Below are 26,781 nucleotides of genomic sequence, written 5' to 3' on the forward strand. Positions count from 1 at the left end.
TAACTATAGGCCTAGATTATAATTTAATACTGGAGGACATCAAGATTTGAAACAACGATTGCAACAGAAATTCTCAATAAGAAAGTTCACGATTGGAACGGGTTCGGTCTTATTAGGGACGTTTCTAATTTTGGGTGTTCAAGACGTTGCGCATGCCAGCGAATTGAACGCTAACAACAAGAATTCAACAACGGCGAATAGCTCAGCAAACCCTGACGCTACAGCCCCAGTAACTCAAGCCAATACGAACGAGATATCTCAACCTGAAACTACAAATAAAGAGAATACAGTGGTTAAAGAAACACCAACATCCGAAGCATCAAGTACTGAAGCTAAAGCAGTATCTGATGACTCAGCCAAAGCTGAAGTTGCGCCTACTTCACCAACTAAAGTTGAAGATAGAGAAGTTGCAACTGATTCTGCTGCTAAAACTGAAACAAACACAGTTACAGCCGCTTCTGATACAACAGAGCAACCTACAGTCCATAAACGCTCACGCCGTTCGGCAACTGCTCCGCTTTCATCAGAAGGTGTATTAACAGATACAACTACTAAAGCAACACCAAGCATGGATAATGCAAATGGTGCAACGGTTAAGAGTAGAGATGTAGTAACTCCTAAACCTAAGGATTCAAACACAGTCCCTACTCCAGGTGTAAGATTTGAAAAGAACCCAGATCCTACTAAATATACATTTGCGATTACTGATTTGAAAAACTTTAACGCGGCGTATCATACAAAATATTATTACCGTTTATCAAAACCATACGATGATTCTGATAATGTAACAATTGAATTAATAGATGGTGATACAAATTCTGTAGTAGAAACTAAACGCATTAACTCACCTGGAACGATATCAATGGGTGAAACTACTTTAGCGAGAGCCGTCGCTGCACATGATCCTAAAAAAGCTAAATATGGTCATATTAACTTTACGTTTTTACAAACGTTAGATTCATTCAAAAACACGCTTTCAACAATCAGAGCGCGATTTGCGATAGATGAGCAAGGTAGCTTAGAAGATGAACGTAGTGGAATGCAAATCTATGACGTGTTTAACCAAGCAAATGAAGGAACAACTATTACGGATCCGCAATACTATATTCCTAAAATTGTTCCTGAAACTGCATATTATCGTGTAGTAGATAAAAACAACCCTACGTATCAAGCAAATAAAACTGATGTTAACGCTCAAACTTATGTAGCAAATAATAGAGAAAGAGAATTAGCTCATTACACAATTAAAGGTATGGATGGTCAAACTTATACTGCGTCAAACGTACGTCAATTTGAAGGCTATCATTTATATCAAGTAGCTGACCCTGATAATATGACTGGTCCGATTACACGTCCTTATCAAGTAGGTTTAAGATACGTAGATGCTGAAACCAATAACGGTGGTGTAAAACGTATTAAAGAAATCGTTGGTGAAGATGGTACAACTCGTGTTGAACTTTGGACTTTATCGGCTGACCATATGTCTGAATCAGCGAAAAATACAGGTATTGATACTAAAAACTATGTAAAAGTATATGAAGCAACGTTAAAACCTGGCGAAAAAAATATGAATGACTTAGGAAAACAAATTCTTATTCCTGGTTATTCACACCCTTTCCTTATTCAACCATCTAGTGCAGGTGAAGGGGCTGTAGGTAACGTCTTTGCACCTAAACAATCAGTCAATGGCGTAGAAGTAGGACGAGGAAGTAACTTCCGTTTACAAAACTTATTAACTAAAGCACGCCCAGTTGTTTACTATTACACTAAAATCGAACCTGTTGAAGTAACATTAACTGCGAAAAAAGTAGTTAAAGGTAATGCTTCTTTACCTGGTGGGTCTTTAACCAACGGACAATTTACTTTTAATATCGCAGCTGGTCCTAATTCACCAGCAATCCCAACTGCATCGCAATCAAAAACAAATGATGCGAATGGTACAGTTACATTTGATAAAATTGCGTTCACAAAACCAGGTACTTATACGTACACAATCACTGAAAATAAAACAAACTTAAGTTCTAATTATGATGCTGAACCTTTAACAGTAACAGCAACTGTTAAAGTAACAGAAGAAAATGGCGTCTTAAAATCAAAAGTAAGTTATGCGTATGCTTCTGACAATGATAATAACCAAGCATTCACTAACTATTTTGTTGCGCCTAAACAAATGAACTTCGATGTACACTTCACAAAAGAATTAGTAGGACGTCCGTTAAATGACGGAGAGTTCCACTTTAACATGAAGAATTCTAAGGGTGAAGTGATTGCGACAGGTACAAACAATGCCGAAGGTCAAATTAACTTCGAATTTATTGATGGCAAACGCCCAACTTATACAAATACTGATGCTGGGAAAACGTTTACTTACACTGTTGAAGAGGTTCCTGGCAGTGAAAGTGGACTTACTTATGACCCTATGAAAGCGACTGTAACAGTAAATGTGACTAAGAGCCAAGACCAAAATCTTCACGTACTTACAGTCACTTCTGTGGCACCTCATGATACTGAATTCAATAACGTTTATACACCAGCTCCAGCCAAAGCAAAAATTGAATTCACTAAAGTATTAGCAGGTAAAAAATTAACTGATGGTGCATTCCAATTTACACTTTCTGAAAATGATGAAGTACTTCAAACTGTTACTAATAAAAACGGTAAAGTTACATTTGAAGAGCTTTCTTATGATAGTGAAGGAAGCCATACTTATACTATTAAAGAAGTAAGAGGTACAGACGCTAATTACGATTACGATCCTATGGAAGCCACTGTTAAGGTAAGTGTCTTTGAAAGTCCTCTTACACATACATTAGATACTTTAGTCGAAATGCCTGATGACACAGAGTTCAATAACTACTATGTGACACCAAAACAATTGAATTTTGATGTTCAATTTACAAAAGCCTTAGCTGGTCGTTCTTTAAATGCCGGTGAGTTCCACTTCAACATGAAGAATGATAAAGGCGAAGTCATTGCGACGGGTACGAACAATGCGCAAGGTATAATTAATTTCGAATTTGTCAATGGCAAACGTCCAACTTATACAAATGCTGATGCTGGTAAGACATTTAACTATACTGTGGAAGAAGTGCCTAGTAATTTACCACACATTACTAGTGACCCAATGAAAGCTAAGGTTACTGTTAATGTTGCAAAATCAGAAGATCAAGGTTTACATGTCTTAACTGTTACTTCTGTGGCACCTGCTGATAAAGAATTTAACAATGTCTTTACTCCACCAGCAGCAAGAGCAAAAATTGAATTTACTAAAACGTTAACAGGTAAAAATTTAACTGATGGTGAATTCCAATTTACTATTTCTGAGAATGGCCGTGTACTTCAAACCGTGACGAATAAAGGCGGTAAAGTAGTATTCGACGATATTACGTATGACGCAGTCGGTATGCATACGTATACAATCAAAGAAGTAGCTGGTTCTGATAAAAATATTGATTATGATTCAATGGTAGCTACTGCAGTGGTCAACGTTCATCAAGTTCCTTCTACAGGTTTATTAACAGCTGAACTCACACTCTCAGCTGATAAAGAATTCAACAACTATTACGTTGCACCTAAAGAATTAAACTTTGATGTTCAATTCACAAAAGCCTTAGCCGGTCGTAACTTAAAAGACCAAGAATTCCACTTCGATATGAAAGATGCCAATGGCGACGTTATTGCGACAGGTACGAACAATGCGCAAGGTAGAATCAATTTCACATTTGTGAATGGCAAACGCCCTACTTTCACAAATGCAGATGCTGGTAAATCATTCATTTACACAGTAGAAGAAGTGCCTAGTGACGAACAAGGTATGATTAGTGATCCTATGAAAGCCAAAGTTACTGTTAATGTAACGAAAGACTTACATGTCTTAACTGTTACTTCTGTGGCACCTAGTGATACTGAATTCAACAATATTTACAACCCAACGGCAGCAAAAGCGAAAATTGAATTCACTAAAGCTTTAACTGGTAAAGCATTAACTGATGGTGAATTCCAATTCACACTTTCTGAGAATGGCCAAGTACTTCAAACCGTGACGAATAAAGGTGGCAAAGTTTCATTCGCTGAACTTTCATACAATAAAGAGGGTACGCATACTTACAAAGTTAAAGAAGTTGTAGGCACTGATACAAACATTGATTATGATCCAATGGAAGCAACTGTAACAGTGAATGTTTCTAAAAATTCAACTACTGGTAACTACGACGTTGTCGTATTACCTCCAGATGATACTGAATTTAACAACTTCTATGTAGCACCTAAAGAATTGAATTTTGATGTTGAGTTTACTAAAGCTTTAACTGGACGTGACTTAAAAGACCAAGAATTCCACTTCAATATGAAAGATGCGAATGGCGACGTTATTGCGACAGGTACGAACAATGCTCAAGGTAAAATCAATTTCACATTTGTGAATGGTAAACGCCCTACTTATACAAATGCGGATGCCGGTAAGTCATTCACTTATACAGTAGAAGAAGTACCAAGCACTGAAGTAGGTGTAACAAGCGATGCTATGAAAGCAACTGTAACAGTAAATGTTACTAAAGATTTACATGTACTTACAGCAACTTCTGTAGCACCAGCAGATACTGAATTCAACAATACATTTGTACCACCAACACCGCCAACACCAGTGTTCCAACCTGAAAAATTCGATTTATCAGCGGAAAAATTTGATATTACAGGTAATAAATTATTAGATGATGATAGCGAATTAGCGAATAAATATGCTGATACAAATGCTAACCCTTATGCTGACCAATCAAATAATAATGAACCTGAAAATATTAATACTAAAACATTAACTCGTGGCGATAAAATTGTTTATCAAGTATGGTTAGATACAACTCACTTAAGTGCAGAAAACAAAATCAGTAAAGTGGGTATCACTGACGACTACGATGAAACAAGCGTGGATGTAAGTGACATCAAAGCTTACGATAGCGTAACTGGTCAAGATGTAACGCACTTATTCAATATTACGAATGAAAACGGTGTAATTACAGCTACATCTAAAGAAAGCCTAATCAAAGATCACGTATTAGATAACGAACAAATTCCATTTGGTCGCTATTATAAATTTGATATTGTAGGTTCAATCAAAGCTGATGCTATAGCAGATAAAGATATTACGAACGTCGCAAATCAATCTGTTCAATTCTTTAACCCTGCTAAAGGTAATAATGAAACACCACCACCTAAACCATCAGAAAAACGTGTTAACAAAGTTAAATCTGAACCTGCAAACATTCAACTTAAAGTAACGAAACGTCTTGAAGGCGGTCAACTTAAAGGTAATGATTACACATTCGATTTAATTGACTTAGCTAACCCTGGTCAACCTGTACAAGAAGCTACAAATGACTTAGACGGTAATGTTAACTTTAAAGCAATTAAATATAACCAATCAGGTACTTATAACTATGTAATCACTGAAAAAGTTGGCGCTGAAACAAATGTCGATTACGATAAAATGTCTGTAAACGTCATTGTTAAAGTTGATAAAGATCCAGCTACTGGTAATCTTCAGGCGAACGTACAATACGTAAGTACAGGCGGTAAATCTATTGGTGCAAACGATACTGAATTTAACAATAAAGTTATTCCACCGGTACCACCAACACCTGTGTTCCAACCTGAAAAATTCGACTTATCAGTTGAAAAATTCGATTTAACAGGTAACAAGTTATTAGATGATGATAGCGAATTAGCGAATAAATATGTGGATACAAATAACAACCCTTATGCTGACCAATCAAATAATAACGAAGCTGAAAACATTAACACGAAAGAATTAACTCGTGGAGATAAAATCGTTTACCAAGTATGGTTAGATACAACTCACTTAACTAGTGCGAATAATATTAATAAATTAGGTATTACTGATGATTACGATGAAGCAAGCGTCAATGTAAGTGACATTAAAGCTTACGATGGTGTAACTGGCCAAGACGTAACAAACTTATTCGATATTACGAATGTAAATGGCGTAATTACAGCAACGTCTAAAGACAGCTTAATTAAAGATCATATTATCGATAATGATCAAATGCCATTCGGTCGTTACTACAAATTTGATATTGTTGGTACAGTGAAAGCTGATGCTAAAGCTAATAAAGACTTTACAAACGTCGCAAATCAATCTGTTCAGTTCTTTAACCCAGTTAAAGGTGGAAATGAAGTACCACCTCCAAAACCTTCACAAAAACGTGTGAATAAAGTTAAATCTGAACCAGCGAACATCGAGCTTAAAGTAACCAAAAAACTTGAAGGCGGTCAACTTCAAGGTGGCGATTACACATTTGTATTAACAGATGTAACTAATCCTGACCAACCACTTCAAGAAGTTACTAATGATGCGGAAGGTAATGTTAAATTCACACCTATTAAATATAAAGAAGTAGGTAAGCATTCTTATCTTGTAACTGAAAAAGTTGGTACAAACGCTAATGTTGATTACGATAAAATGTCTATCCTAGTTAACGTTGATGTGACTGAAAACCCAACTACTGGAAATCTTGAAACTGCTGTGAAATACATCAGTACTGGTGGTAAATCTATCGGCCCTAATGATACTGAGTTTAATAACACGGTTATCCCGCCTACACCACCAACACCTGAGTTCCAACCTGAAAAATTCGATTTATCAGTACCGAAATTCGATTTAACAGGTAACAAGTTATTAGATGATGATAGTGAATTAGCGAATAAATATGCTGACACTAATAGTAATCCTTATGCAGATCAATCAAATAACAACGAACCTGAAAACATCAATACGAAAGAATTAACTCGTGGAGATGCGATCGTTTACCAAGTATGGTTAGATACTACAAAATTAACTGAAGCAAACAAAATCAATAAAGTAGGTATTACAGATGATTACGATGAAACAAGCGTAGATGTATCTGAAATCAAAGCTTATGATGGCGTAACTGGACAAGATGTAACACACTTATTCGATATTACGAATAATAATGGTGTCATCACAGCTACTTCAAAAGATAGCTTAATCAAAGATCACGTTATCGATAATAGCCAAATGCCATTTGGACGTTACTACAAATTTGATATTGTTGGTACAGTGAAAGCTGATGCTGTAGCAGGTAAAGATATTACGAACGTTGCGAACCAATCTGTTCAATTCTTTAACCCTACAAAAGGCGGAAACGAAGTTCCACCACCAAAACCATCAGAAAAACGTGTCAACAAAGTTACACCTGAACCAGCGAATATCGAGCTTAAAGTAACAAAACGTCTTGAAGGTGGCCAACTTAAAGGTGGGGACTTCACATTCGTCTTAACTGATTTAGCTAACCCTGATCAACCAGTACAACAAGCGACAAACGATGCCAATGGTAACGTGAAATTCTTACCAATTAAATATAAAGAAGTAGGTAAACACTCTTACCTTGTTACTGAAAAAGTTGGTACAGAGGCTAATATGGATTACGATACTATGTCAATCGTAGTTAATGTAGATGTAACTAAAGACGCAGCTACAGGTAATCTTAAAACTGAAGTTAAATACGTCAGCACAGGCGGTAAATCTATTGGTGCAAACGATACTGAGTTCAACAATACGTTAACTCCTCCACCACCAGTAGTACCACCAACACCTGAGTTCCAACCTGAAAAATTCGATTTATCAGTGCCAAAATTCGACGTGACAGGTAACAAGTTATTAGATGATGATAGCGAATTAGCGAATAAATACGCTGACACTAATAGTAATCCTTACGCAGATCAATCTAATAACAACGAACCTGAAAACATCAACACGAAAGAATTAAATCGTGGAGATGCGATCGTTTATCAAGTATGGTTAGATACTACGAAATTAACTGAAGCGAATAAAATCAACAAATTAGGTATCACTGATGATTACGATGAAGCGAATGTTCAAGTAAGTGACATTAAAGCGTATGATGGCGTAACAGGTCAAGACGTGACTCACTTATTCGATATTACGAATAATAATGGTGTGATCACAGCTACTACTAAAGACAGTTTAGTAACTGACCATGTAATTGATAATAGTCAAATGCCATTCGGACGTTACTACAAATTTGATATCGTTGGTACAGTAAAAGCTGACGCTGTGGCTGGAAAAGATTTCACTAACATTGCGAACCAATCTGTTCAATACTTCAACCCGGTTAAAGGTGGCAATGAAGTACCACCGCCAAAACCATCTGAAAAACGTGTGAACAAAGTGAAACCTGCACCAGCTGACATCGAACTTAAAGTAACTAAGAAACTTGAAGGTGGCCAACTTAAAGGTGGAGACTTCACATTCGTCTTAACTGATTTGGCAAATCCAGATCAAGTCGTTCAAGAAGTAACAAATGACGCCAACGGCGTTGTGAAATTCTCAACTATGAAATACAAAGAAGTAGGTAAGCATTCTTACCTTGTTACTGAAAAAGTTGGTACAGACGCTAATATGGATTACGATACTATGTCAATCGTAGTTAACGTTGATGTAACTAAAGATGAAGTTACTGGTAATCTTAAAACTGAAGTTAAATACGTCAGCACAGGCGGTAAGTCTATTGGTTCAAATGATACTGAGTTCAACAATACGTTAACTCCTCCACCACCAGTAGTACCACCAACACCTGAGTTCCAACCTGAAAAATTCGATTTATCAGTACCGAAATTCGACGTAACAGGTAACAAGTTATTAGATGATGATAGCGAATTAGCGAATAAATACGCTGACACTAATAGTAATCCTTACGCAGATCAATCTAATAACAACGAACCTGAAAACATCAACACGAAAGAATTAAATCGTGGAGATGCGATCGTTTATCAAGTATGGTTAGATACTACGAAATTAACTGAAGCGAATAAAATCAACAAATTAGGTATCACTGATGACTACGATGAAGCGAATGTTCAAGTAAGTGACATTAAAGCGTATGATGGCGTAACTGGACAAGACGTGACTCACTTATTCGATATTACGAATGAAAACGGTGTGATCACTGCTACTACTAAAGACAGTTTAGTAACTGACCATGTGATTGATAATAATCAAATGCCATTCGGACGTTACTACAAATTTGATATCGTTGGTACAGTAAAAGCGGACGCTGTGGCTGGAAAAGATTTCACTAACATTGCGAACCAATCTGTTCAATACTTCAACCCGGTTAAAGGTGGCAATGAAGTACCACCGCCAAAACCATCTGAAAAACGTGTGAACAAAGTGAAACCTGCACCAGCTGACATCGAACTTAAAGTAACTAAGAAACTTGAAGGTGGCCAACTTAAAGGTGGAGACTTCACATTCGTCTTAACTGATTTGGCAAATCCAGATCAAGTCGTTCAAGAAGTAACAAATGACGCCAACGGCGTTGTGAAATTCTCAACTATGAAATACAAAGAAGTAGGTAAGCATTCTTACCTTGTTACTGAAAAAGTTGGTACAGACGCTAATATGGATTACGATACTATGTCAATCGTAGTTAACGTTGATGTAACTAAAGATGAAGTTACTGGTAATCTTAAAACTGAAGTTAAATACGTCAGCACAGGCGGTAAGCCTATTGGTTCAAATGATACTGAGTTCAACAATACGTTAACTCCTCCACCACCAGTAGTACCACCAACACCTGAGTTCCAACCTGAAAAATTCGATTTATCAGTACCGAAATTCGACGTAACAGGTAACAAGTTATTAGATGATGATAGCGAATTAGCGAATAAATACGCTGACACATCTGCCAACCCTTACGCAGATCAAGCTAATAATAATGAACCTGAAAACATTAACACGAAAGAATTAAATCGTGGAGATGCGATCGTTTATCAAGTATGGTTAGATACTACGAAATTAACTGAAGCGAATAAGATTAATAAACTTGGCATTACTGATGATTACGATGAAGCAAGCGTAGATGTGTCTGAAATCAAAGCTTACGATGGCGTAACAGGTCAAGATGTCACTCATTTATTCGATATCGTTAATAATAATGGTGTCATCACAGCTACTACTAAAGACAGCTTAGTAACTGACCATGTGATTGATAATAATCAAATGCCATTTGGACGTTACTACAAATTTGATATCGTTGGTACAGTAAAAGCTGATGCAGTCGCTGGAAAAGATTTCACTAACATTGCGAACCAATCTGTTCAATACTTCAATCCGGTTAAAGGCGGCAACGAAGTTCCACCACCAAAACCATCTGAAAAACGTGTCAACAAAGTGAAACCTGCACCAGCTGACATCGAACTTAGAGTGACTAAGAAACTTGAAGGTGGCCAACTTAAAGGTGGAGACTTCACATTCGTCTTAACTGACTTAGCTAACCCTGATCAAGTCGTTCAAGAAGTGACAAATGACGCCAACGGCGTTGTGAAATTCTCAACTATGAAATATAAAGAAGTAGGTAAACACTCTTACCTTGTTACTGAAAAAGTTGGTACAGACGCTAATATGGATTACGATACTATGTCAATCGTAGTTAACGTTGATGTAACTAAAGATGAAGTTACTGGTAATCTTAAAACTGAAGTTAAATACGTCAGCACAGGTGGTAAGTCTATTGGTTCAAATGATACTGAGTTCAACAATACGTTGACTCCTCCACCACCAGTAGTACCACCAACACCTGAGTTCCAACCTGAAAAATTCGATTTATCAGTACCGAAATTCGACGTAACAGGTAACAAGTTATTAGATGATGATAGCGAATTAGCGAATAAATACGCTGACACTAATAGTAATCCTTACGCAGATCAAGCTAATAATAATGAACCTGAAAACATTAACACGAAAGAATTAAATCGTGGAGATGCGATCGTTTACCAAGTGTGGTTAGATACTACGAAATTAACTGAAGCGAATAAGATCAATAAACTTGGTATTACTGATGATTACGATGAATCAAGCGTAGATGTATCTGAAATCAAAGCTTATGATGGCGTAACTGGACAAGATGTAACACACTTATTCGACATTACGAATGAAAATGGTGTGATCACAGCTACTACTAAAGCAAGTTTAGTAAAAGATCACGTGATTGATAATGAACAAATGCCATTCGGTCGTTACTATAAATTCGATATCGTTGGTACAGTGAAAGCTGACGCAGTGGCTGGAAAAGATTTCACTAACATTGCGAACCAATCTGTTCAATACTTCAATCCAGTTAAAGGTGGCAACGAAGTTCCACCACCAAAACCATCAGAAAAACGTGTCAACAAAGTTACACCTGCACCAGCTGACATCGAGCTTAAAGTGACTAAGAAACTTGAAGGTGGCCAACTTAAAGGCGGAGACTTCACATTCGTCTTAACTGATTTGGCAAACCCTGATCAAGTCGTTCAAGAAGTAACAAATGACGCCAACGGCGTTGTGAAATTCTCAACTATGAAATACAAAGAGGTAGGTAAACATTCTTACCTTGTTACTGAAAAAGTTGGTACAGACGCTAATATGGATTACGATACTATGTCAATCGTAGTTAACGTTGATGTAACTAAAGATGAAGTTACTGGCAACTTAAAAACAAATGTTAAATACGTAAGTACAGGTGGTAAATCAATCGGAGCGAATGATACTGAGTTTAATAACACTGTTATCCCGCCTACACCACCAACACCTGAGTTCCAACCTGAAAAATTCGATTTATCAGTGCCGAAATTCGACGTAACAGGTAACAAATTATTAGATGATGATAGCGAATTAGCGAATAAATACACAGATACTAATAGTAATCCTTACGCTGATCAATCAAATAACAACGAACCTGAAAACATTAACACGAAAGAATTAAATCGTGGAGATGCGATCGTTTACCAAGTATGGTTAGATACTACGAAATTAACTGAAGCAAACAAAATTAATAAAGTTGGTATTACTGATGATTACGATGAATCAAGCGTAGATGTATCTGACATCAAAGCTTATGATGGCGTAACTGGACAAGATGTAACACACTTATTCGACATTACGAATGAAAATGGTGTGATCACAGCTACTTCAAAAGACAGCTTAATCAAAGATCACGTTATCGATAATAGCCAAATGCCATTCGGTCGTTACTATAAATTCGATATCGTTGGTACAGTGAAAGCTGACGCAGTGGCTGGAAAAGATTTCACTAACATTGCGAACCAATCTGTTCAATACTTCAACCCGGTTAAAGGTGGTAACGAAGTTCCACCACCAAAACCATCAGAAAAACGTGTCAACAAAGTTACACCTGCACCAGCTGACATCGAGCTTAAAGTGACTAAGAAACTTGAAGGTGGCCAACTTAAAGGCGGAGACTTCACATTCGTCTTAACTGATTTGGCAAACCCTGATCAAGTCGTTCAAGAAGTAACAAATGACGCCAACGGCGTTGTGAAATTCTCAACTATGAAATATAAAGAAGTAGGTAAGCATTCTTATCTTGTTACTGAAAAAGTGGGTCCAGATACAAGCGTTGATTATGACACAATGTCTGTTGTAGTAAACGTTGATGTAACTAAAGACGCCACTACTGGTAATCTTAAAACTGAAGTTAAATACGTAAGCACAGGTGGTAAATCTATTGGTGCAAACGATACTGAATTTAATAACACTGTTAAACCACCAACACCACCACACTTCCAACCTGAAAAATTCGATTTATCAGTACCGAAATTCGATTTAACAGGTAACAAATTATTAGACGATGATAGCGAATTAGCGAATAAATACACAGATACTAATAGTAATCCTTACGCTGATCAATCAAATAACAACGAACCTGAAAACATTAACACGAAAGAATTAAGTCGTGGAGATGCGATCGTTTATCAAGTATGGTTAGATACAACTAAATTAACTGCTGAAAATAAAATCAATCAATTAGGTATTACTGATGATTATGATGAAGCAAGTGTAGATGTATCTGAAATCAAAGCGTATGATGGCGTAACAGGTCAAGACGTGACTCATCTATTCGATATCGTTAATAACAATGGCGTCATCACAGCTACTACTAAAGCAAGTTTAGTAAAAGATCACGTGATTGATAATGAACAAATGCCATTCGGACGTTACTACAAATTTGATATTGTTGGTAAAATCAAAGCTGACGCAGTGGCTGGAAAAGATATTACAAACGTTGCGAACCAATCTGCACAATTCTTCAATCCAGTTAAAGGTGGCAACGAGGTACCACCTCCACCACCAACTGAAAAACGTGTCAACAAAGTGAAACCTGAACCAGCGAATATCGAACTTAAAGTAACGAAACGTCTTGAAGGTGGCCAACTTAAAGGTGGAGACTTCACATTCGTATTAACTGATTTAGCTAACCCTGAACAACCTGTACAACAAGCTACAAATGATGCGAATGGTAATGTTAAATTCTTACCAATTAAATATAATGAAGTAGGTAAACACTCTTACCTTGTAACTGAAAAAGTAGGCACAGAACAAAACGTTGATTACGATACAATGTCAATCGTTGTAAATGTGGACGTAACTAAAGATGAAGTTACTGGCAACCTTAAAACTGAAGTTAAGTACGTAAGTACAGGTGGTAAATCAATCGGAGCGAATGATACTGAGTTCAACAATACTATCACACCTCCGCCAACACCTGAATTCCAACCTGAAAAATTCGATTTATCAGTACCGAAATTCGATTTATCAGGTAACAAATTATTAGACGATGATAGCGAATTAGCAAATAAATACGCAGACACGAATAACAATCCTTATGCAGATCAAGCTAATAATAATGAGCCTGAAAACATTAACACGAAAGAATTAAATCGTGGAGATGCGATCGTCTACCAAGTTTGGTTAGATACTACGAAACTAACTGAAGCGAATAAGATTAATAAACTTGGCATTACTGATGACTATGATGAAACAAACGTTGAAGTAAGTGACATTAAAGCTTACGATGGCGTAACAGGTCAAGATGTAACACACTTATTCGACATCGTTAACACTAATGGTGTGATTACAGCTACTACTAAAGACAGCTTAGTGAAAGATCATGTCATCGATAATAATCAAATGCCATTCGGTCGTTACTACAAATTTGATATCGTTGGTACAGTAAAAGCTGACGCAGTGGCTGGAAAAGACTTTACTAACATTGCGAACCAATCTGTTCAATACTTCAACCCGGTTAAAGGTGGCAATGAAGTTCCACCACCAAAACCATCTGAAAAACGTGTGAACAAAGTTACACCTACACCAGCAAATATCGAACTTAAAGTAACTAAACGCCTTGAAGGTGGCCAACTTAAAGGCGGAGATTACACATTCGTATTAGCAAACTTAGCTAACCCTGATCAACCTGTTCAAGAAGTGACTAACGACGCAAACGGTAATGTGAAATTCTCACCAATCAAATATAAAGAAGTTGGCACATATAGTTACCTTGTAACTGAAAAAGTTGGCACAGATACGAACGTTGATTATGACACAATGTCTATTGTAGTAAATGTTGATGTTACTAAAAATCCAACTACTGGTAACTTACAAACTGCTGTAAGATACATCAGTACAGGCGGTAAATCTATTGGTGCAAATGATACTGAGTTTAACAACACTGTTAAACCACCAGTTCCACCACACTTCCAACCTGAAAAATTCGATTTATCAGTGCCGAAATTCGACTTAACAGGTAATAAATTATTAGATGATGATAGCGAATTAGCTAATAAATATGCAGATACGAATAACAATCCTTATGCAGATCAATCTAATAACAACGAACCTGAAAATATTAATACGAAAGAATTAAGTCGTGGCGATACAATTGTTTATCAAGTATGGTTAGATACTACGAAATTAACTGCTGAAAACAAAATCAATCAATTAGGTATCACTGATGATTATGATGAAACAAGCGTAGAAGTTTCTGACATCAAAGCTTATGATGGTGTAACTGGACAAGATGTAACGCATCTATTCAACATCGTTAACAACAATGGTGTCATCACAGCTACTACTAAAGACAGCTTAGTAACTGATCATGTGATTGATAATAATCAAATGCCATTCGGTCGTTACTACAAATTTGATATCGTTGGTAAAGTAAAAGCTGACGCAGTTGCTGGAAAAGATATTACAAACGTTGCAAACCAATCTGCACAATTCTTCAATCCAGTTAAAGGTGGCAATGAGGTACCACCTCCACCACCATCAGAAAAACGTGTCAACAAAGTGAAACCTGAACCAGCAAATATTGAACTTAAAGTAACGAAACGTCTTGAAGGTGGACAACTTAAAGGCGGAGACTTCACATTCGTCTTAACTGATTTAGCTAACCCTGATCAACCAGTACAACAAGCTACAAATGATGCAAACGGTAATGTTAAATTCTTACCAATTAAATATAAAGAAGTCGGCACTCATTCTTATCTTGTTACTGAAAAAGTTGGTACAGACCAAAACGTTGATTACGATACTATATCAATCGTTGTAAATGTGGATGTAACTAAAGATGAAGCTACTGGCAACTTAAAAACAAATGTGAAGTATGTAAGTACAGGTGGTAAATCTTTAGGAGCTAATGATACTGAGTTTAACAACACTGTTAAACCACCAGTGCCACCAACTCCTGTATATCAACCTGAAAAATTTGATTTATCAGTAGAAAAATTCGATTTAACTGGTCATAAATTATTAGATGACGATAGTGAATTAGCTAATAAATACGCTGATACTAATAAAGATCCTTACGCTGACAAATCTAATAACAATGAACCTGAAAACATCAATACGAAAGAATTAAATCGTGGAGATAAAATCGTTTACCAAGTATGGTTAGATACTACGAAATTAACTGCTGAAAATAAAATCAACAAATTAGGTATCACTGATGACTACGATGAAACAAGTGTAGACGTACAAAGTATCAAAGCTTACGATGGTGTAACAGATCAAGATGTATCACATTTATTCGATATCGTTAATAATAATGGTGTAATCACAGCTACATCTAAAGAAAGCTTAGTGAAAGATCATGTCATCGACAATGAACAAATGCCGTTCGGACGTTACTACAAATTTGATATCGTTGGTACAGTGAAAGCTGACGCAGTCGCAGGAAGAGATTTCACTAACATTGCGAACCAATCTGTTCAATACTTCAACCCAGTTAAAGGTGGAAATGAAGTACCACCTCCACCGCCAACTGAAAAACGTGTGAACAAAGTGAAACCTGCACCAGCAGATATCGAGCTTAAAGTGACTAAGAAACTTGAAGGCGGCCAACTTAAAGGTGGAGACTTCACATTCGTCTTAACTGATTTAGATAATCCTAACCAAGTCGTTCAAGAAGTAACAAACGACGCAAATGGTATTGTGAAATTCTCAACTATGAAATACAAAGAAGTCGGCACTCATTCTTACCTTGTTACTGAAAAATTAGGTACAGATGTAAATGTTGATTATGATGCAATGAACATCGTAGTTAACGTAAATGTAACTAAAGATGAAGCAACAGGTAATCTAAAAGCGGCTGTTAAATACGTAAGCACAGGTGGTAAATCTTTAGGAGCTAATGATACTGAATTTAACAACACTGTTAAACCACCAGTTCCACCAACTCCTGTATTCCAACCTGAAAAATTCGATTTATCAGTAGAAAAATTCGATGTAACAGGTCATAAATTATTAGATGATGACAGCGAATTAGCTAATAAATACGCTGACACTAATAACAACCCATACGCTGATCAATCAAGTAACAATGAACCTGAAAATATTAATACTAAAGCACTTAATCGTGGAGATAAAATCGTATATCAAGTATGGTTAGACACTACTCAATTAACTGCTGCTAATAAAATTAATAAATTAGGTATTACAGATGATTACGATGAATCAAGCGTAGCAGTACAAAGCATTAAAGCTTACGATGGTATCACTGGAAAAGATGTAACATACTTATTCGATATCACTAACGAAAATGGTGTTATCACTGCTACATCTAAAGAAAGCTTAGTGAAAGATCACGTATTAGATAACGAACAAATTCCATTTGGCCGTTACTACAAATTTGACATTGTCGGCGTAATTAAAGGCGATGCCAAAGCTAATAAAGACATCACTAACGTTGCGAACCAATCAGTTCAATTCTACAATCCAGTTAAAGGTGGAAACGAAGTACCACCACCAAAACCATCAGAAAAACGTGTCAACAAAGTGAAACCAGTACCGGCTAACTTTGAATTCAAAGTGACTAAGAAACTTGAAGGTGGTCAACTTAAAGGTGGAGATTACACATTCATCTTAACTGACTTAAATAACCCTGATCACCCAGTTCAATTAGCAACAAACGATGCTAATGGTAAAGTGAACTTCTTACCAATTAAATTCAATAAAGTAGGAACTTACTCTTACCTAATCACTGAAAAAGTGGGAACAGAACAAAACGTCGATTACGATACAATGTCAATTGTGGCAACTGTGGTAGTGACTGAAAATCCAACAACTGGTGATTTACAAGCAACTGTAAGTTACATCAGTACAGGTGGTAAAGCAGTCGGATTAAATGATACTGAGTTTAACAATAAAGTTAAACCACCAGTACCACCAAAACCTGACAAACCACCATATTGTCCACCACGTAAACCAGGTAAACCACCGGTTCATCCGCCACATAACCCGCCTAAAACACCGGAGAAACCACCAGTGACTCCGCCAGGCAATCCACCGGAAAAACCAGGTGTACCACCGACACATCACGTGCCACCAACACCTGAACAACCTAATAAACCAAAACATCTTCCTAAAACTGGTAGCGAAGAAACTAACACTAACGCACCATTATTAGCTACAATGTTTGCAGGTTTAGGTAGCATCTTATTATTCGGTAGAAGAAGAAAAAAAGAAGATAAATAATCTCCTTTAACTACCAAAAGACCTAAGAAGACTTTGCTCTTCTTAGGTCTTTTTTCAATTAAGGTAAAAATGTATATGTTACCCAAACACTTAAACTCGCAATAATTATGAATAATCCAACAACAAAAACAAATGACAAAATACTCGTTACTAAATCACGTTTTTTAGTCGTTTTAACCTCACTTGGATCTTTACCATTCATAAATGCCACTATTCTATCATAATTATCTATATCATTTTTATATTTAATTTTATCTATTCTTATAGAACTATACACGCCTATAGATAAAATGATGAGAATTATGACATAACCCCAAATTCTGAAAAAATACATTAATGGACCGAAAAAAATAGCTCCTAATCCCATAAAAATAATCATCATCCACGCCCAAAAATCCATTTCTTTTTTAATCTTTTCCAAGTTCATGTTTTTCACGTCTCCTTTAACAAGATCATCTAAAGAGACATCAAATAATGTACACATCATCATCAAATTATGTATATCTGGATAACTCTTCTCCGTTTCCCAATTGGATATCGTTTGTCTAGAAACATATAATTTTTCTGCTAAATATTCCTGAGAGTATCCAAATCTTTCTCGATACTTTTTAATTTGTTGACCGATTTCCATTATTATTAGCTCCTTACAAGTAAGTGATCTTGTTTTAATTTGTAGTTAGCAATAATGCTAACTTTATAGAAACGCTACTTCTCTTAAAAAGCTATCAAACCTTTTAGACAAAGTCACTTTTTTTGTTGTCAAAATGCTTTTACATACTGTAATATCAATGTTTTTAGACAACCGTAAGACTGACACAACATAAAAAAAGATACAAGAATAAGCTTCATTCTTGTATCACTTATCAAATGCTTTTAATACAATTTTTAACATTCTCTCGATATAATCTTCATCTAGTACATTAGGTTTAATCAAAATATTAAAATAGATTGGTGAGAAAATAAGATCGATAAATATATCCTGATCTTCTTCATCAATATGTCTAGCTACAATAGCCTTTAAACTCTTTCGATTACTTTCGAAGTAACCTTTCATAAAGAGTTCACGTGCTTCACTTTGTTGATTACTAATCAATATTTCAATGACTGCACGTCCTAAATTAGTTTTATATACTTCCATAATTTTGATTAAAAATTGATATAAATCACTATACAAATCTTGGTATTTATTTTCAAAAATCTGTGTTCTGCTAACAAACATATCTACAATAATAGATGATTTATCTTTCCAACGACGATATATTGTAGCTTTAGATATACCTGTGTTCTCTGCAAGTTGATCAATTGTAATCTCTCTAAAGTGTGTCGTTTTTAACAATTTATCTATTTCATTAAATATTTTATGATTGATTGTCGGATCTTTTGGTCTTCCAGCCATGTTTTCCCCTTCTTAAATGCGCAATAAATTCTACTAATTCAAATATAATAACTGCACTCACAAACCATACGATAAAGCCTACGATAATGCTTAATAACCATTGGTTTGTATAGTATAACATTGCCCAAGTTGCTAATATACTAAATAATACGCCAGTCATTCCAAAAACAGCGCCCCTACTCACGTGTTTCGCAATGACATCGCCATGTTGCATGCCTGTGATAAATAATGAAACTAGAAAGACTGCGGGTAAAGTAGCAAACACGCCTCCCAGTTCTTTCCAAGGTAAAATAACGGAAATAATGTAGCTTAATGTGACAGCAATACCGCCAACAAGAAATTTAATTAATGTCAATTTCACTGAAAATGCCTCCAACTATTACGAAATATGTCTAACTGCAAAGATAGAAATTGAAATAACGATCCAGCAAATTAATGCAAAAATCGTTCCTTTTTTATAATCTCTTTTACTAATATAGAGAGACGTTAAAAAGACAGTAATAATACATGAAACAATGCCAATAACGGCACCAGAACTTAAATGAATAGACATTTGAACAAGTTTATCGCCACGATGGTCTATAGCTAAGGCAATCAAGGCTGCGAGGTAGACTGCAGGCATAGTGGCGATAATGCCTCCCATTTTACCTCCAACCTTTTCTGCCATAATAGAGGCAAAGGCAACTGCTAAGCCACCAATGACAAAATGAAGTATAGCACTTGAAATTGATATCCCGAACACTTTGAAAACCCTTCTTCACCAATTATTAAACGAAACGTTTCGTTTAATAATATTGTAAGACGAAATTACTCAGATGTAAATATCGAATAAAGTATCACTAATTTTCAAATTATTTCAACTGTACAACTTATAATTTCAAACCAATTTTTTCATAAAAAAATCCTCCTTTCATATTTGCTAAATTTAGCGTGAAAGGAGGTCAACTTTACTTTTTATATATTTTAATTTTTATTTCGTAATAATCATCATGGTCTTTATCACGTTGTTCTACGCGTATACCTGATGATTCGATAGCCTGTATACTTTTGCCAACTTCATCTCGGGCTTGTGTTAAATCTTTCTCAAATTGGAAGTTCTGAGCTTTCACTTTTTCAGGTCCAATTTTTTGTTTTACACGAGCTTCTGTTTGTTTAACGTTTAATTTTTGGCTTATCACTTGTTCAATCAGCTTTTCTTGTTCTTCATATTCAAGAGATAGTACAGCTCGGGCATGACGCTCTGAAATCTTACCTTCTCGTAAACGTGTAATCACTTTGGGTGCTAATTTAAGTAATCTTAACTTATTCGCAATAAAGCTTTGACTTTTACCTAGACTTTTAGCGAGTTCACTTTGTGTTGTTTCACCAATTTCAAGCAACTTTTTATAAGCTTCCGCTTCTTCTACAGCAGATAAGTTTTCACGTTGAATGTTCTCAATCAACGCGACCACTGCTGTTTCTTCATCATTCATATGACGAATAATGACGTCTGCTTGAGCTTTATGCAGTGATTGTAATGCTCTAAAACGACGTTCACCAGCTATAATTTCGTACATGTCTTCTTCAATTGGTCGTACTACAATCGGTTGTAATAGCCCATGTTCGTCAATCGATTCTGCCAATTCTTCAATTTTGCTCGCATCAAAGACTTGTCTAGGTTGATAACGGTTAGGAACGATACGCTCTATTTGAATGGATTCAACGCTTGAATTACGGTCTTCTTCAATGTAGCCAACGATGTCCTCTTTATTTTTTAAACCAAATAATTTTGAAAAAGGTTTTTTCATTATCCATTCACTCCTCTTAAAATTAATTTTATCATGTCTTTTTGATTAATTTTCTAATAAAGGAGATTTATTAGGCGTACCGGGCTTTCTAGGATATTTCTTAGACGTTTGACGACGTTTATCAATAATAATCATCTGTCTTTCTCCAGCATCTTCTGGTAAGTCGAATGTATAAGAATCACTGAAGACACCGCCTAAAATACCAATCCCATAATGCGCTTCCTCTAACTCTTCTTCTCCTTTTGAAGACTTCAATGCGATGAAGTGGCCCCCTTTTTTCACAAGAGGTAAACATAATTCACTCAGCACAGTTAATCTTGCTACGGCACGTGCAGTTACGACGTCGTAAGTTTCACGATTCACGCCTTTACCGAACGTTTCAGCACGATCGTGAACAAAGCTTACTTGCGTCAATCCAAGCTCAGCTGCTAAATGATTTAAGAATTGAATACGTTTATTTAAAGAATCGACAATCGTTACTTTTAATTCTGGATAAACAATTTTCAATGGAATACTTGGGAATCCAGCACCTGCGCCTACATCACAGATGGTAAGTGGTTGATTAAAGTCATAATAAAAGCTTGGTGTAATAGAATCATAGAAATGTTTAAGATAAACTTCATGTTCATCCGTAATACTTGTTAAATTCATTTTTTCATTCCATTCAACAAGTAACTTATAGTACGTTTCGAATTGTTCTTTCTGTTTATCTGATAACTCAATTCCATGTTCACTTAATTCTTTAGCTAGCCATTCTACGCCACTCATTAACTTTTCACCCTTTGCAATTTACCTTGTTCTAAATAGACAAGTAAGATTGAGATATCTGCTGGATTTACGCCTGAAATACGTGAGGCTTGCGCAATATTCAATGGTTTTACTTCAGCTAATTTCTCACGCGCTTCAGTCGCTAAACTATCCACTTTGCTGTAATCTAAGTCTTCTGGAATTTTTTTCTCTTCCATACGTTTTACTTTTTCAACTTGTTGTAATGATTTATTGATATAACCTTCATATTTCGTTTGAATTTCAACTTGTTCTTCAACCGCTTCAGGTAATTTGTGCTCTTCTTCTAAGATTTCTAAGATTGTATCATAGCTCATTTCAGGACGACGTAATAAATCGATAGCTAAGATACCGTCTTTAAGACGTGAACCACCATTTGCTTCAATCACAGATTGTGTATGCTCATTAGGTTTAATACGGATATTTGTTAAACGTTCGATCTCGTCTTCAATTTGTTGACGTTTTTCGTTAAAACGCGCATAACGTTCTTCTGAAATCATACCTAATTCATGACCTACATCTGTTAAACGCAAGTCCGCATTGTCATGACGAAGTAATAAACGATATTCAGCACGAGACGTTAATAAACGATAAGGTTCGTTCGTACCTTTTGTCACTAAGTCGTCGATTAACACACCGATATATGCATCTGAACGACTTAAGATTTTTTCTCCTGTGCCTAAAACTTTACCTGCAGCGTTAATGCCTGCCATGATACCTTGACCTGCCGCTTCTTCATAGCCTGATGTACCATTGATTTGACCTGCAGTATATAAGTTTTTAATCTTTTTAGTTTCTAATGTTGGCCATAATTGTGTTGGCACGATTGCGTCATATTCAATGGCATAACCTGCACGCATCATGTCCGCCTTTTCAAGACCAGGAATCGTTGCTAACATTTCGCGTTGCACATGTTCCGGAAGACTTGTTGATAATCCTTGCACGTACACTTCGTTCGTATTGCGACCTTCAGGCTCTAGGAAAAGTTGGTGTCTAGGTTTATCGTTGAAACGGACAAATTTATCTTCAATTGATGGACAGTAACGTGGACCAGTACCTTTAATCATTCCTGAGTACATAGCTGATAAATGTAAATTATCATCGATGACTTTATGCGTTTTATCATTTGTATACGTTAACCAACATGGAAGTTGATCTAAAATGTATTCTGTTGTTTCAAAGCTAAATGCACGGCCTACATCATCACCAGGTTGAATTTCAGTTTTAGAATAATCAATTGTTTTAGAATTTACGCGTGGTGGTGTACCCGTTTTAAAGCGCACGACTTCAAAGCCAAGTTCTTTTAAGTTATCAGCTAAAGTAATTGAAGGAAGCTGATGGTTAGGTCCACTTGAATATTTCATATTACCTAAGATAATTTCACCACGTAAGAACGTGCCTGTCGTAATGACAACCGCTTGCGCACGATATTCTGTTCCAATATTCGTACGCACACCTTTAACTTCGTCATCTTCGATAATTAATTCATCTACCATACCTTGCATGATATCTAAATTCTCTTCATCTTCAATTACGCGTTTCATTTCTTGTTGATATAACACTTTATCTGCTTGCGCTCTTAACGCACGTACCGCTGGGCCTTTCCCAGTATTTAACATACGCATTTGAATGTGCGTTTTATCAATCGCTTTTGCCATTTGGCCACCCAACGCGTCAATCTCACGAACTACAATTCCTTTAGCTGGCCCCCCTACTGAAGGGTTACAAGGCATAAAGGCGATATTATCTAAGTTAATTGTTAGCATTAGTGTTTTAGCGCCACGTCTTGCTGAAGCTAATCCTGCTTCAATCCCAGCATGACCCGCTCCAATAACGATTACATCATATTCTTGAGCCACTTTATTGACCTCCTTCATATCTTCCTACTTTTATTTATGGAAATTAAGACACCCTACCGTCTCATTTTTTAATATTTATAATTAACTACTTACCTAAACAGAATTGACTAAATAATTGATCGATTAATTCATCACTTGCAGATTCACCAATAATTTCACCTAGTAATTCCCAAGTACGTGTTAAATCGATTTGAACCATGTCCATCGGGATACCTGCTTCAGCAGCATCAATAGCATCTTGAATCGCATGTCTCGCTTGTTTTAATAAAGAAATATGTCTTGAATTAGAAACATACGTCATATCTTGGTTTTGAACTTCTCCACCAAAGAATAAATCTCTAATTTGAATTTCTAATTCATCGATACCTTCTTGTTTCAACATAGATGTTTGAATAAGTGGCATATCTCCAATCATTTCTTTAACTTCAGCAATATCTAATTTTTGTTCTAAATCGGTTTTATTAACAATGACAATCGCATCTTCATTTTTAATCACTTCATATAATGTACGATCTTCTTGCGTTAATGGCTCGTTATTATTAAGCACGAACAGGATTAAGTCTGCTTCACTTAAGGCTTTTCGTGAACGTTCTACGCCGATTTTCTCAACAATATCCTCAGTATCACGAATACCTGCCGTATCTACTAATCTTAGTGGCACGCCACGTACATTCACGTATTCTTCTAAGACATCGCGTGTCGTACCTGCGACTTCCGTTACAATGGCTTTATTATCTTGAATAAGGTTATTTAACATTGAAGATTTACCTACGTTTGGTTTACCTACAATCACTGTTGAAAGACCTTCTCGCATGATTTTACCTTGTGTACCAGTTTCTAATAGAAGGTTAATTTCATTTTTTATTTTCTTAGACTGTTCTAATAAGAATTCCGTCGTCGCATCTTCAACATCGTCATATTCTGGATAATCGATATTCACTTCTACTTGTGCGAGAATTTCTAAAATAGATTGACGTTGGCGTTTAATTAAATCACTTAAACGACCTTCGATTTGATTCATCGCAACTTTTGAAGCGCGATCAGTTTTAGAACGAATGAAATCCATGACGGCTTCAGCTTGAGATAAATCAATACGGCCATTAAGGAAAGCACGCTTTGTATATTCACCTGGTTCGGCCATTCTAGCGCCATGCGTCATTGTAAGTTCTAAAATACGATTAATCGTTAAAATCCCACCATGGCAGTTGATTTCAATAATATCTTCACGTGTAAAGGTTCTTGGTGCGCGTAATACAGAAATCATTACCTCTTCTACAACTTCATTCGATTCAGGATCAATAATATGTCCATAATTAATCGTATGTGATTCTACATCTTCTAACTTTTTCTTTCCTTTATATAGTTTATCTCCAATTTCGACTGCTTGCGGTCCAGATAAACGGACAATACCAATAGCACCTTCACCCATTGGCGTTGAAATACTAGTTATCGTATCAAAATCCATGATTATCCTCGCCTCCTTATTCAAGTAAAATTTCATTATAACATTGTAATTTGTTTCTTTTGAAAATGCGAATATCTTGATTTATAGCGCACAGGTAAGTCTACGGTTTGTCTGAGGTTAGACTGAAGTACGTCTTATATTCGCCATTTATTTTATTTTCTTATTAAATACTTTCGCAATTTTTAATACGTGCTCTAAGCTACCTTGTATTTCTAATGTCGACATATCTTTCGCAGGTTGTCTTGCGATTACAATAATATCGCGAGCAATGATATCTTGCTTGTGTACTTTAAAATTTTCTCTAATAGCTCTTTTAATTTTATTTCTTGTTACGGCATTACCTAATTTTTTAGATACGCTAATTCCTAAGCGAAAATGTTCTTTATTACTATTATAGGTGTAAACTACAAACTGTCTGTTTGCTACCGACTTCCCTCTTTTATAAATAGTTTGGAAATCAGTATTCTTTTTAATACGATACGCCTTCTCCACGTTTACATCACTCGCTTATTTTATTCTCTACTTTTTACCAGACTGCAGACAAACCCTTTCACTTATCGTCGTCTCATGCATGCCTTAAAGCACCACTTCTTCTTTAGAAGTTAGTGGTACTTACACATGAGCTTTAGCTCAGGAGTTCCTTTAAAAATCCCGTCGTTATGCATTTCAACTCCTCGATTGCTAAGGGTTTCTTTCAGTCTTCAAACCTGAAATTTTTCTATCAGTAAATTCTTTTTCGTCTGTAATCACCTTTCAAACGAAAAAAAAGACCACTGAGAAGTCAGTGATCTTATGCTGATAAAACTTTACGGCCTTTACGACGACGACGCGCTAAAACTTTACGGCCATTTTTAGTGCTCATGCGTTTTCTGAAACCATGAACTTTACTATGTTTACGTTTATTTGGTTGATAAGTACGTTTTACCATGCAAAACACCTCCATCTACTTATTATCCAGTTCATTATTAATCTGAATGAACCTGATTATTTTAATAGATAAATTATACTTTCTGATATCAGAATTCTTGATTTAATTAAATTTTATCTAGTCATAATTCAAGCAACTACTACAATATAACAAATTACCATTTATAAAGCAAGCAGCATTTAAACTCAAGCTACAATTTTTTATGAAAATTTGCGTTTCTTTCAATATTAATATTTATACATTTTAAGTTTTTGATCAGTAAGATGATTTTATTCATTTTTAATACACGTTTATAAATTATTTCCCAAAACTATTGTAGTACATTTTTAATATCTTAAATATAGCGTCCTTTTTTATCCACTTATTCACATATAATATTGAAAATTCTGTGGATAATCAAGCTAATATTCACAACTTTATACCGAATTTAACAACATATTCACAGCCGTTTGACATCTATCCTAGTTAAAAAGTATAATTGTGTGGATAAGTCGTCTAACTCATTATTTTTACAGGATTTATTTATAGATTTTATATACATAATTAGTGTGAATAAATCATAGCATTCCTAAAGTTATCCCCAAATTGTTATTAACTTGTGGATAATTATTAACATGCTGTGATTATTTTTATCCACTTATTCTAATTTCTGTGTATAAGTCTTAAATTTATAGAAAGATGGAGTTTATAT

Annotated in this window: 11 protein-coding genes; 1 reads left to right on the forward strand and 10 read right to left on the reverse strand. The window is 35.7% G+C overall.

Annotated features, from left to right (window positions below; translation table 11 throughout):
- Positions 1-46: 46 nt before the first annotated feature.
- The gene (locus MT340_RS12405) at positions 47-17,869 is read left to right on the forward strand and encodes a Spy0128 family protein (protein WP_243603929.1); all 17,823 of its coding nucleotides are present in this window, start codon (positions 47-49) and stop codon (positions 17,867-17,869) included.
- 58 nt (positions 17,870-17,927) lie between these two features.
- Here the strand turns inward: MT340_RS12405 and MT340_RS12410 are convergent, their stop codons facing one another.
- The 10 genes from MT340_RS12410 to rpmH form a co-directional block, all read right to left on the reverse strand.
- Entirely contained in the window at positions 17,928-18,500 is a 573-nt protein-coding gene (locus tag MT340_RS12410) for a helix-turn-helix transcriptional regulator (protein WP_243590195.1), read from the reverse strand.
- Between the two features lie 225 nt (positions 18,501-18,725).
- Positions 18,726-19,265, reverse strand: coding sequence for a TetR/AcrR family transcriptional regulator C-terminal ligand-binding domain-containing protein (locus tag MT340_RS12415; RefSeq protein WP_243590196.1), 540 nt, complete (start codon positions 19,263-19,265; stop codon positions 18,726-18,728).
- Entirely contained in the window at positions 19,228-19,626 is a 399-nt protein-coding gene (locus MT340_RS12420; RefSeq protein WP_243603930.1) for a DUF3147 family protein, read from the reverse strand. The genes MT340_RS12415 and MT340_RS12420 overlap by 38 nt, the downstream gene beginning before the upstream one ends.
- Positions 19,627-19,644: 18 nt before the next feature.
- Positions 19,645-20,007, reverse strand: a complete 363-nt coding sequence (locus tag MT340_RS12425; RefSeq protein ID WP_243590197.1) for a DUF3147 family protein — start codon at positions 20,005-20,007, stop codon at positions 19,645-19,647.
- Between the two features lie 205 nt (positions 20,008-20,212).
- A complete protein-coding gene (noc, locus tag MT340_RS12430) occupies positions 20,213-21,052 on the reverse strand; it encodes a nucleoid occlusion protein (protein ID WP_243590198.1) in 840 nt (279 codons plus the stop codon).
- 45 nt (positions 21,053-21,097) lie between these two features.
- Complete coding sequence (gene rsmG / locus MT340_RS12435) at positions 21,098-21,820, reverse strand: 16S rRNA (guanine(527)-N(7))-methyltransferase RsmG (RefSeq protein WP_243590199.1); 723 nt, start codon at positions 21,818-21,820, stop codon at positions 21,098-21,100.
- Entirely contained in the window at positions 21,820-23,697 is a 1,878-nt protein-coding gene (mnmG, locus tag MT340_RS12440; protein ID WP_243603931.1) for a tRNA uridine-5-carboxymethylaminomethyl(34) synthesis enzyme MnmG, read from the reverse strand. The genes rsmG and mnmG overlap by 1 nt, the downstream gene beginning before the upstream one ends.
- A gap of 85 nt (positions 23,698-23,782) precedes the next feature.
- Positions 23,783-25,162 carry a tRNA uridine-5-carboxymethylaminomethyl(34) synthesis GTPase MnmE gene (gene mnmE / locus MT340_RS12445; RefSeq protein ID WP_243590200.1) on the reverse strand — a complete coding sequence of 460 codons (1,380 nt, stop codon included), beginning with the start codon at positions 25,160-25,162 and terminating at the stop codon, positions 23,783-23,785.
- Positions 25,163-25,309: 147 nt separating this feature from the next.
- A complete protein-coding gene (gene rnpA, locus MT340_RS12450) occupies positions 25,310-25,654 on the reverse strand; it encodes a ribonuclease P protein component (protein WP_243590201.1) in 345 nt (114 codons plus the stop codon).
- Positions 25,655-25,952: 298 nt separating this feature from the next.
- Positions 25,953-26,090 carry a 50S ribosomal protein L34 gene (rpmH, locus tag MT340_RS12455; RefSeq protein ID WP_000240855.1) on the reverse strand — a complete coding sequence of 46 codons (138 nt, stop codon included), beginning with the start codon at positions 26,088-26,090 and terminating at the stop codon, positions 25,953-25,955.
- Between the last annotated feature and the right edge of the window lie 691 nt (positions 26,091-26,781).

The sequence above is a fragment of the Staphylococcus sp. NRL 16/872 genome, from assembly GCF_022815905.2.
Taxonomy (GTDB): domain Bacteria; phylum Bacillota; class Bacilli; order Staphylococcales; family Staphylococcaceae; genus Staphylococcus.